Below are 11,115 nucleotides of genomic sequence, written 5' to 3' on the forward strand. Positions count from 1 at the left end.
ACATGATATAACAGTCGCGCGTCTGCTATCGACGGAACGGAACCGACCCGCTTTGTTATCCCCAGAGAAATCAGGTAGTAGCCCGCTACCACCGGTGCAGGGTCAGGTCAGCCCGCGATCGCCCCGCGGAGTCGCCTGCTGAACGCGCTGAACCCCGGTTTGCCGTCCCAGACCCAGAGCCACAGCGCAACGACGAGCAGCCCGAGTTCGCCACTCAGGTACATCATGCCACGTGGCGTCCCCAGGAAGCCGAGGAAATCGCCGAACAGACGAGTAATCTTCCCGAGTGCATCGGACTCGACGTACCCCTCACGCGGAACGAACGGGTAGAACAAGAACCCGTACGCAGGACGGTCACCGAACAGGACTGGATAGACCACGTCACCAGGAAGGTGCAGGAGATAGCCGACGCCCAGTGCGACGCCCAGGTCAGTTCGGCGATACCGTCGCGCCATCCAGACACCCAGCGTGACGAACGGGAGCGCAAACACCAGTGAGTGAGCGAGTGAGCGACCGCTCGGGAGCAACTGCAGCCACCAGGCGAGCGGTTTGTCGATGAGGTCCGGCAGTTGTGATCCGACGAGCAATGCGATGACCGGGCCAGCGCTGGGCGTCTCACCGGTCGTCACCCGAGTCACGACCGAGTAGCCGATGTACGCGACGGCAGCGTGTTCCCACGGCCACATCAGCGATCCCCCGTTCCCTGATCCATGCGTGGTCTCGGTCGTGGACGCAGTATAGTTAGTGCCCACCTAGCGACAGGAATACGCAGACAGTCGACCGTTCGTCGCTCTCAGGCCGGGGTGTGGAAGAAGCTCATCGCGTAGTACAGCGGCCGTTCGTAGACGTCCGGGTCTTTGTGGAACATGATGTGAGAGCCGATCTGTGCGTTGTTGAAGTGTGCGTACCGTGGCCCCTGCAGGATTCGGACGAGGAGTCGCGGATCGATGTCCATCCGGACGTACTCTTCGGCCGACTCGTACTCGTCGACGCCCACGAACTCGAAGCCGTCTCCCTGCATCGAAATCTTTGCGAACTCGTCGTCCACCAGTTGCAGGTACACGGTGGTCTCGGACTCGTAACCGAGATCCTGACGTTTCACCTCGAAGTGTTCGTAGGCCTCGGGAATCAGTTCCCGGAACGTCTCCCGGTCGGGCATCGGATCCGACTCGAACGTGAAGTCCCGATCGGCCAGGACGGTCTCGATGTACTCCGCTTTCTCCTGTTCGTCGATCGGGGTGTACGGCGCCGACTGTCGCTCGGCGTCGAGGTCGAAGTGCTCCTCGCTGTTTAGGAGGACACACACCGAGGAATCTGGCACCGCATCGCTCCGTTCGAAGTAGTCTTTGGCCTCGTCGCGGCGGGCCACGGCGAGGTACTCGTTCAGGTCAGCGTTGTCTCCGGCAAGGACGTAGCTCCCCGCAAAGGGCATGTAGTAGTCCGGTTCCAGCACGTCGATGAACGACTCGGCGTCCTGGAGCATCTCGACGGCCACGTCCGCTTTGGCTTCTAGCTTCTCCGCGTGCGTGTAATCCGCCATGCACTGCGGGTAGAAGTTCGCCGCCCCGTACTGCATGAGGAGCATATCGATCTCACCGTACCTGTCGTTGATTTCGCCACAGGCGCCGGCGGACATCGGCCACCGGCAGTCGTTCGCGTTGACGAGGACCGAATCGCCGTCGTCGAAGACGCCCATCGAGTCGATCTGGGTCGAGCCGTCCGTTCTGCCGCCGCTCTCTGACTCCATCCACCACGAACAGCCGAAGTACTTCCCGCATTTCTCTGGGTTACAGTTGTCCGCGCCGAGGACGTTGAGGTGGAGGTCACCGCCGAGGTGGACCCGCTCGTTGTGGGGAAGTTCCTTCACGTCGAACCCGTGTGCCTCGACGTTGTGCCGAAGGAAGTCCGACTGGTAGTCGTGGATCAGCACGGGGATGTCGTCGTCGAGCCGTTCCAGCGTGTCCCCGTGGCAGTGGTCGGGGTGAATGTGCGAGATGTAGATGTAGTCGACGTCGTTGTAGTCCGACGGTTCGAATTCGAGTGGCGGATAGTGGGCCCAGGCACCGTAGAAGGCACCGTCGAGCAACCACGGGTCGCACAGGACGCTCATATCACCGTCTTCGACGACTACACTGGAGGACTTGAGATGGCGGAGTCGCATACCTGGAACGTCTGTGTATCCCCTCCTTTGTTATGGCCAGAGCAGCAGTATAAGGCCCGAATACGGTGTAATCTGGAAGGCAATTTGGCTCGGCTTGTTTCGGTCAGCAAATGAACACCTCACCGACTTTATGAGCTCGATACCGGTTTTCAGGAGTTTTCTAACCCGGACGCGGAAAAGTTGTAATTAACAATAGCTGCTGGCAGCGGCGTATTAGGGGAGACATTCATGTACCGGAATCGATCATTGGATGACCAAATATGCGGGACTGAGGCCCGCAGCGCCTGAATATGTACAGGAATCACTCGGTTGGCGTCGTCATTCCCGCCTACAACGAGGAGGGATTCGTGGGCGACGTTATAGAGACGGTTCCGGCGTACGTAGACCGCGTTTACGTCATCGACGACGGATCGACTGACGGAACGTGGGACGAGATTCAAACAGCTTCGGACCGCGTCAACGGCGACGAGCAGACCGGCGCCAGTCGACGTCCGGATTTCGACCGCCGGGTCGTCCCCATCAAACACGAGCGCAACCGGGGCGTGGGCGGCGCGATCAAGACGGGGTATCAGCACGCCCAAAACGATCGCATCAACGTGACGGCGGTCATGGGCGGTGACGGGCAGATGCGGCCGTCTGCACTCTCCAATTTTCTCGATCCGATCGTGGAGGGGCGAGCGGACTACACGAAGGGGAATCGGCTCATCGAAACCGAGACGCGGGCAGGCATGCCGCAGTTCCGAAAAGTCGGCAACTACATCCTCTCTGGACTGACGAAAATCGCAAGCGGGTACTGGGGTATCGGCGACCCCCAAAACGGATACACGGCCATCTCGCTGGAAGCGCTCGACACGATCGAGTTCGACGAGATGTACGAGTTCTATGGCTACTGTAACGACATCCTCGTCAAACTCAACGTCCACGACCTCCAGGTCGAGGACGTCCCCCGGAAGTGTAACTACGCCGACGAGGAGAGTCACATCGACTACAAGACCTACATCCCCCGCGTGTCGGGGATGCTCCTTCGGAACTTCGTGTGGCGGCTCCGCGAGCAGTACCTCCGCGGGAGCTTCCATCCGGCAGCACTCTGCTACACGATCGGGATGACGACGGGCGTCGTCGGGACGATCCTCGCGAGCGTCGAGGCCGTCACGAACGGCAGTCGGTCCCGTGGCGTCGGCAACGCGATCAAGACGTCAGTTGTCGGCGGAATCGTGTTCGTCCTCGGGACGCTGTTCGAGCGAAAGCGCCACGAGTCGCTCGCGACCGCCAGCGATCCGGAGTCGGAACTCGCACAGGAAACCGAGACAGAGCACCCAGTGGTACGGGAAGCCACCGACTCGGCACAGCCTGCCGAACCCACGGAAAACGGCGCAGAAATGCCAGTCACGCAGGACGGACAATCGGAGCGCAGCTAACACACCGCCACGTCGACGACGTATCACGTGCGCGGCAGTCGTAGCTGGTGCTTAGCCGAACTTCGCGTTTCATAACAAAACCATCTCGGGAACTGATACTGATGTGGCTCGGTCATCTCGGCCCTCCAAGACGCAGTCGCGGCGGCGACTGCTCCGGGCCCTCACCGTCGGCGCGATCGGTAGTTTAGCCGGCTGTTCGTTTTTCGACGGCCAACCGACGCCGACGCCGTCACCGACGCCACGGCGGTCAGTCGGTCGCACGCCAGCGCAGGGGCAGCGAACGCGGGACGTCCCGTCCACACTCACTCAACAGTACGAGACCGTCCACAACGTCGTGCAGCTCGGGGCGGACCATACTGGGACGCACTCGGTGAGCAGCGTCCTGGACGCCGAGATCGACGACCAGACGGCGCTGTACTTCCCCAGAGGAGAGTACCGACTGGAGAGCGGGATGACTGCAGGCGGGTTCCGCAACGTCGCGCTGGTGGGGGACAGGGCACTCGTTCGCCCGCCACAGGGGTTTACGGGGTCGTTGTTCGAGTTCGGAACCGACGCCGACGCGGCAGGGCTCCGGTTCGAGGGGATCGATTTCGACCTGACGGCCGCGAACACCGGTGCACGGCCGATCCACGCGGCGATTCAGGACGGATTGTTAGTCCGCGACGTCACCGTCTACGGTCGCCAGGACGTCGACCACGACAGCATGCGGTTCGACGTGACGAGCGCGTCGGGGTCGGGCCGAGTGGAAGCGCTTCGGCTGCCAGACGGCAGTGTCACCACTTATCCCAACACTGGCATCTACGTCGGCGAGAAATCCGTCGGCTCGCTCACGTTCGCGGACTGCCACGTCGTCGGATTCCCGGACAACGGACTCTACGCCTCACCGGCCCCAGGGAAGGTCACCGTCGAAGGCGGCGTCTACGCCAACAACGGCATCGCGAGCGTTCGAGTCAGCGGCGGCAGCCGCATCAACGACGCGCGCATCATCTGTGACTCCACGCGGTCGGGGCTCGAAAACATGCGCGGCATCAGGCTCCGCGAAGGAACCGACGTGGTCGTGGACGGCTGCACGGTCGAGATGCGGGCGGTAACCGAAAGCGACGCCGGGATCACCATGGCCGAGTGGTTAGAGGGCGCCACGATCCGCAACACGGTCGTGCAGACGGACGCAAACGACGTCCCCGGAATCCTGGCCAAACGCCCGAACAGACGGCTCAGAGCCGACCGGTCGACGAACGCCGGAATCACGCTGGAAGACGTTCGAGTGCTCGGCCGTGCCGCAAACGAGAGCGCGATCTCCATCGACAACCGTCACGGATGCCGGCTCGACCGCGTCTGTATCGACCAGCGCGGATCGGACCGAGACGGAATCACGCTCAAGAACGCCACGAACGGCGTTCTCACCGAGACGGTCATCGACGTCACGGGGGAGCCCCTCGTGCTTGACGACGCGCGGGCGAAACGGCGGCAGGTCCGAATCGGCAGTTTCGGACGCCGCTGTCACTCGGGCGACTGATAGAGAGTATCGTAGCCAGCCGGAGTCACAGCCACCTCCGGCTGGCCGACTGGTATCGATTCGACACAGGAGAATCTGTGAATGTCTGCGATAATCCCTGTGAGCTACCGAAGCCGACGGTAGAGTTTCGAGAGCAGGTCCATCGTCCGCGTGCTTCTGACGAGGCTCTGGAAGGTCACCAGTTCGGGGTCGAACTTCGACTTGTAGCGTGAGATGCCGCGGTGGTTGGCACCGACGAGGTCGTAGCGGGTGCAGCCGCGCTCGGCGGCACGGCGCATGACGTGCCAGTCCAGCAGTTCTGTGACCGGCAGGTCCGGCTCCGGTTTCGCACCGCCCTGCCAGCGATACACCGTGTCCCCGTACTCCAGGGCGATCATCCCGCCGACAAAGCGGTCGCCCTGGTGGACGACGTACGGCCTGACGACGCCGTCGGGCAGTCGCTCGGACAGGTCCGTCACGAACGAATCCGTGACGCGGTACGATTTCCCCTGCTCCCGGTGGCGAGCGCGGAGGTGGTTGAGTATCGTGGCGATCGCATCGGAGTCCTCCGAAACGTGGAGCTCCGGCGTTTCGGTCCGAATGTTTCGTCGCGCGTCCCTGCTGAACCGATCTAACAGGGACGACGCGTCCGGCGTCAGATCCACCACGTAGGAGTACTGGGGCGTGGCCTCAAAGTCCCGCCACAGGAACGGCCGATGGTCCCCGAGCCGCGCAGCCGTCCGAACGAGGACGTAGCTCGGGGCGAATCGGTCCTGGAGACACGAGAGGACAGCGCCGATGAAATCCTGCCGCCGCCGCTCGTGTCCCACGGTATCAGTTCCGTCCCAGTCGAAGACGACGGGTCCCAGATAGCGTATTTTCAGATTCGGCGCCGGAGAGAACAGCGCCGTCAGCGGGCCGACCGACTTCTCGAAGACGGGAAACAGACCGAGCGGACGGTCGTCGGCGAACCCGACGAACGAGTGGAACGTCGTTCCGGTGTGATCGGCGAGAGTTTCGAGGAACTCGTAGCGATGAAAGGGCGTCGCCTGGGCGGCGTTCGCGGCCAGGTCGTTCCACTGCCGGCCCGACACAGTCGAGGTGATGCGGAGATGGTACGGGCGGTCAGACGTCTTCGAGGTAGCCAAGGTTTGCGAGGTGCTGTTCGACCGCGTCGCTCTCGTCGGCGCTGATTTCTCGTGCATCGAACTCTGGGTAGGACTGACTGTCGAGCGATTCGACGAGGGGAAGCGGGCGGCCGTCCATGCGGTCGCTCGGCGCGACCGCGAACGTGGACAGCACCGTCGGGGCGACGTCGAACAGTTGCGGCTGTTGGGCACCGTCCATCGCTGCGGGATCGATATCGGCGCCCGTCGCCACCATGATTCCCATCCGCTTGTGGTTCCAGGGTTCGGAGGGGGCAGCGAACTGGTCACCGAGCAACGCACCGGAGAGGAACGTGTCGAAGCTGTCCGGAACGACGACGATGTCCGGGGCCTGATCGGCGTATGGGCCCTCGTAGACCGCCTCGCGGGGATGCACCGCCTCGAACACTGGACTGCCGTCCGGCGTCGTGAGTTCCGTGAGCGACGAGATCAGCGATTCGCGAACTGACTCGTACTCGTCCTCCGGAACCGTCCCGTTCGGATCGCGCCCGGCGACGTTGAGTTTGATTCCGAGTTCGATCCGGGACCGCATGTACGCAGCCGAGTTCTCGAAGTCGACCTGTTCCGTCCCCGCCCTGATCGCGTCCGTCGGCATCACGTCCGCAACGACGTCGGCGAGCCCGACAGCGCTGAGAACGCGCTCGATGCGTTGGCTCGTGAGGCCGACTTTCGCCGCGCCAGCGACGGCGCGTTCGAGGAGTTGCTGGTCGGGTTTCCCCCCGTCTTCACCTTCTCTGAGCTTGTTCCGGGCGATCGAATCCCAGGAGGGCATCCCTTCACCGCCTCTCTTGGTCGCGACGTAGCCCGCTTCACGCAGGTACTCGTTGACCCTGAACTCGTAGCCGTCGTACTCGCCCATCCCGTGATCGCTGACGATGACGACGTTTCGTGGGTCGCACGCGTCGAGCACGGCGCTGATCTCGTCGTCGACCGCGCTGTAGACGCGTTCGACGGCCTCCCAGTCGTCCGGTCGTTCGTGAAACACGGTGTCCGTCAGCTGGAACTGCAGGAAACCGAAGTCAGGGTCGTGTTCCGCGACGAGGTTCCGGAAGACCGTCCCCCGGGACCGGACGACGTCCTCGTAGGCGTCGAGATGAGCCTCCCGTGACACGTCGCTGGTCTTCGGCGGGTATATCTGATAGTCCTCGACCGACGAGAGGGCGTCGTCGGGGTGACACTCCGGGTCCTCGGGTGCGACGTATCCCGGAACGACGGCGCCGTCGACTTCCCGCGGCGGATGGGTCACGGGGACGTTGACGACGACGCTTTCGTGCCCGTGCTGGTCGAGGAGTTCCCAGATCGCGTACTCCTTGACGTCGGTCCGATCGACGACGTCCCAGTCGTACCCGTCGAACGTGAGAAAACCGAACACCCCGTGCTTGCCCGGGTTGACACCTGTATAGAGCGAAGGCCACGCACTCGGCGTCCAGGGCGGAAGTTGGGACTCGAGTTCGCCGACGTAGCCCTCGCTCATGAGCCGGTCGATGGTTGGAATCGCCGCAGCGTTCGAGAGCCGATTCAGCACCGGCAGACATGCAGCATCCAGACCGAGAAGGACTGTTTGCAGCGAAGACGAACGACCCGATGACATCACTTGTCATTGTCGAATCTGACGTTTTGTTACGAGCAACTTTCCGCCACGATAGTAACTCATAGTATCTGATATTCGCCGCGCAGGCTATCGTTACATTCGGCCCGTGAGCGACGACAGACCGGGAACGATGAGCGGATACGTGCCGTAAGGGCCACCTACCGTCCGAATCCACGATTCCGCACTCACGATACAAGAACGACGTAACTAGAACGGCACTGTCTTGACGACTAAGCCTGACCCGCTGGCCCCATAATGGTCAGAATGTTTATCACTTTACTATCTCCCTAATCCGATATGGCACGTCGCCAGGATGGAGGAAGCAGTGGGAAAGACAACCTTATGGACAGACGATCGCTGCTGCAGGCGATCGGTGGCGCGGCAGCGACTGTCGGACTCGGCAGCGCCGTCACCGGTTTCAGCACGCAGCGGGTGCGGGCCGCAGAAACCGTCGTCGATCTGGGCGAAAAAGGCCTCAAATCGGGCGACGACATCGACCCGTACCTCGAGGAGCACTTCGTCTCCGGCAACGAGGTCCACATTCCCGCAGGTGAGTACAACTTCTCGAGCGACGAGGCACTCGGTGGGGACAAGAGCAACTGTGCGCTCGTCGGTTCGCCGAAAGGCGTCGTTCTGCACCGACCGGACGACCCCGAAGAGACGGTGCGACCGAGCCTCGCCGCCGAAGAGGGGACGGTTCGCGTCGAGAACATCACCATCAAGGGCAAACACGGTCAGGAGCAGTCGCGCTGGCGGATGGAGGCCCAAGAGGGTGCGACGATCGAAGTCGTGAACGTCAACTTCCCCGACGGCACCGTCGAAGCGTCGGACTCGACGGGGATCTACGCGGGCGGGGAGCACGCGGGGCTGCTGTGGGTGAAGAGCTGTTACTTCTCGAACTTCGGGAACGTCGCGCTCTACGTCTCCGACCCGTACTCGGAGGGCAACGGCCAGGTCATCGTCGAAGACTGTAACTTCGTCAACACCGGCATGTCTTCGCTCCGGTTCGCTTCGGACGACAGCATCTGTCGGCGCTGTTACTTCGAGGCCACCGAGAAAGGCCCCGAAGGGAACACCGGGTGGAACCAGCGCGGCATCAAGATCGACGACCCCGGCGAGAACGTCCTCTTCGAGGACATCGACATGTACTGGACCGACGTGGCCACCTACCCGATCCAGTTCGACGACAAGGGCGAGGGCGGCGCCGGCGTCATGCGCAACGTGCGCATCTACAACGACAGCGACAACGCGACGTTCAAGAAACAATGGGACGGCATCGCAGAGAACTGGGACGGCGAGAACATCCACCTGACCGGTGGTGCCGACCACAACGCGCCAGAGAGCTTCGAGACGGTCACCGGCAGCGAGGCCAAGAAGCCAAAGCGAGAGTACGAAATCTGGACGCCCATCGAGGGCGCGGCCAGCCCGGACGAGTCGACGAACAAGTGAGATCGCGGCAGTACGCCGTCGTCGATAGCCCGGCACGGCCTCCACCCGAGACCGGTCGCTGACGCGAAGTTGGCATAAATTGCCCCGGACTCGATCCAGGGACATCTGTTTCTTCGACGCACTGAGACGGTGCGCGTTCAACGCGGGTCTCGCAGGACGACTCGACAGGACCATCCCTGAGAGCGTGAGGCGAACGAAATCTGGAGTAAGACACACTTACTCACCCGTCTGCGCCTTCCGATAGCAATCCGCAACTATCTGCAGACTACTGATGCACTGTCTTGTAAAGTAACCCTGACTGTTCGGCATCCGACTGGTCAGAATGTTTATCGGTTTAGTGTATCCCTAATCCGACATGGCACGTCGCCAGGATGAAGGAAATCGCGGGAAGGACAGTCTTATCGACAGACGATCGCTGCTGCAGGCGGTTGGCGGAACGGCAGCAGCCGTTACGCTCGGTAGCACGATCACGAGCGTCGGGGCACAGGTGAGTGGTGCGGACAACGTCGTCGACCTCGGAGAACAAGGTCTCACGTCGGGCGACGACATCGACCCGTACCTCGAGGAGCACTTCGTCTCCGGCAACGAGGTCCACATTCCCGCAGGTGAGTACAACACCTCGGGCGACGGACTGGGTGGGGACAAGAGCAACTGTGCGCTCGTCGGTTCGCCAAAAGGCGTCGTCCTGAACCGACCGGACGACCCCGAAGAGACGGTGCGACCGACGCTGTTCGCCGAAGAGGGAACGGTTCGCGTCGAGAACATCACCATCAAGGGCAAACACGGCGAGGAACAGTCGCGCTGGCGGATGGGCGCAGCCGAAGACGCCAAAGTGGAAGTCGTGAACGTCAACCTGCCCGACGGCACCGTCGACGGCTCCGACTCGACGGGGATCTACGCGGGAACCGACCACGCAGGCCTGCTCTGGGTCAAGAGCTGTTACTTCTCGAACTTCGGGAACGTCGCACTCTACGTCTCCGACCCGTACTCGGAGGGCAACGGCCAGGTCATCGTCGAAGACTGCGCGTTCGTCAACACCGGCATGTCTTCGCTGCGCTTCGCATCCGACGACAGCATCTGTCGAGGGTGTTACTTCGAGGCCACGGAGCGGGCCCCCGCCGGAAATACCGGGTGGAACCAGCGCGGCATCAAGATCGACGACCCCGGCGAGAACGTCCTCTTCGAGGACATCGACATGTACTGGACCGACGCGGGTACGCGACCGATCCAGTTCGACGACAAGGGCGAGGGCAGCGCCGGTGTCATGCGCAACATGCGCATCTACAACAGCGGTGATCGTGAAACGTTCGTCCAGGACTGGGACGGAGTCGGCGAGAACTGGGACGGCGAGAACATCCACCTGACGGGCGACGCGGACCACAATGCCCCCGAGAGCTTCGAGACGGTCACCGGCAGCGAGGCCGAGAAACCCAACCGGGAGTATTCGATCTGGACGCCCCAGGACGGTGCAGTCGGTCCGGACGGCCCGACCGACGGCGCGGACTCGGGCGGCTCCACAATCGACGGCAAGAAGCTCACCCTCCACGCGAGCCCGGACAACCCCGACACCTACTGTGACGTCTCGTTCACGGTGGACGGCGAGGTCGAGTACGGCGACGAGGCCGAACCCGACACCGACACGATCGAAGAGAACCAGGACGGTACCTACACGGTCACCAGCGTCGAGATGAACCCCGACGCGTATGACAGCTACCGGTTCACTGGTTCGATCACCGACTACAGCGTCACCGAGGGCTACGCCGTCACGGTCAGCGTCGACGGGACGGAAACGACCTTCGAGGAGCTGACCGGGGAGAACAGTGGTTCCTCCGACG

8 protein-coding genes are annotated in these 11,115 nt (G+C 62.5%); 4 read left to right on the forward strand and 4 right to left on the reverse strand.

Translation table 11 applies throughout. The features are described from left to right. Window positions 1-107 precede the first annotated feature (107 nt). Both MU553_RS21600 and MU553_RS21605 read right to left on the reverse strand, forming a co-directional pair. Window positions 108-752, reverse strand: a complete 645-nt coding sequence (locus tag MU553_RS21600; RefSeq protein WP_247381525.1) for a metal-dependent hydrolase — start codon at window positions 750-752, stop codon at window positions 108-110. Window positions 753-793: 41 nt separating this feature from the next. Then, a complete protein-coding gene (locus tag MU553_RS21605; RefSeq protein ID WP_282594414.1) occupies window positions 794-2,161 on the reverse strand; it encodes an MBL fold metallo-hydrolase in 1,368 nt (455 codons plus the stop codon). A 290-nt stretch (window positions 2,162-2,451) separates the two neighbouring features. Between MU553_RS21605 and MU553_RS21610 the strand changes: the two genes are divergently transcribed. Beyond that, window positions 2,452-3,579, forward strand: a complete 1,128-nt coding sequence (locus MU553_RS21610) for a glycosyltransferase family 2 protein (protein ID WP_247381528.1) — start codon at window positions 2,452-2,454, stop codon at window positions 3,577-3,579. 103 nt (window positions 3,580-3,682) lie between these two features. Beyond that, window positions 3,683-5,095 (forward strand): right-handed parallel beta-helix repeat-containing protein, encoded by a 1,413-nt coding sequence (locus tag MU553_RS21615; RefSeq protein ID WP_247381530.1) that lies wholly within the window; start codon window positions 3,683-3,685, stop codon window positions 5,093-5,095. A gap of 104 nt (window positions 5,096-5,199) precedes the next feature. Here MU553_RS21615 and MU553_RS21620 read toward each other — a convergent pair whose 3' ends face one another. Together MU553_RS21620 and MU553_RS21625 are read right to left on the reverse strand one after the other, a co-directional pair. Beyond that, entirely contained in the window at window positions 5,200-6,222 is a 1,023-nt protein-coding gene (locus MU553_RS21620; RefSeq protein WP_247381532.1) for a lipid II:glycine glycyltransferase FemX, read from the reverse strand. Then, complete coding sequence (locus MU553_RS21625; RefSeq protein ID WP_247381535.1) at window positions 6,200-7,831, reverse strand: alkaline phosphatase family protein; 1,632 nt, start codon at window positions 7,829-7,831, stop codon at window positions 6,200-6,202. The genes MU553_RS21620 and MU553_RS21625 overlap by 23 nt, the downstream gene beginning before the upstream one ends. Before the next feature lie 297 nt (window positions 7,832-8,128). Here MU553_RS21625 and MU553_RS21630 point away from each other — a divergent pair, with 297 nt between their 5' ends. Both MU553_RS21630 and MU553_RS21635 read left to right on the forward strand, forming a co-directional pair. Next, window positions 8,129-9,280 carry a hypothetical protein gene (locus MU553_RS21630; protein WP_247381539.1) on the forward strand — a complete coding sequence of 384 codons (1,152 nt, stop codon included), beginning with the start codon at window positions 8,129-8,131 and terminating at the stop codon, window positions 9,278-9,280. 355 nt (window positions 9,281-9,635) lie between these two features. Next, a partial coding sequence (locus MU553_RS21635; RefSeq protein WP_247381540.1) for a hypothetical protein occupies window positions 9,636-11,115 on the forward strand: 1,480 nt, incomplete at its 3' end.

It is taken from the genome of Halorientalis brevis, assembly GCF_023077655.1.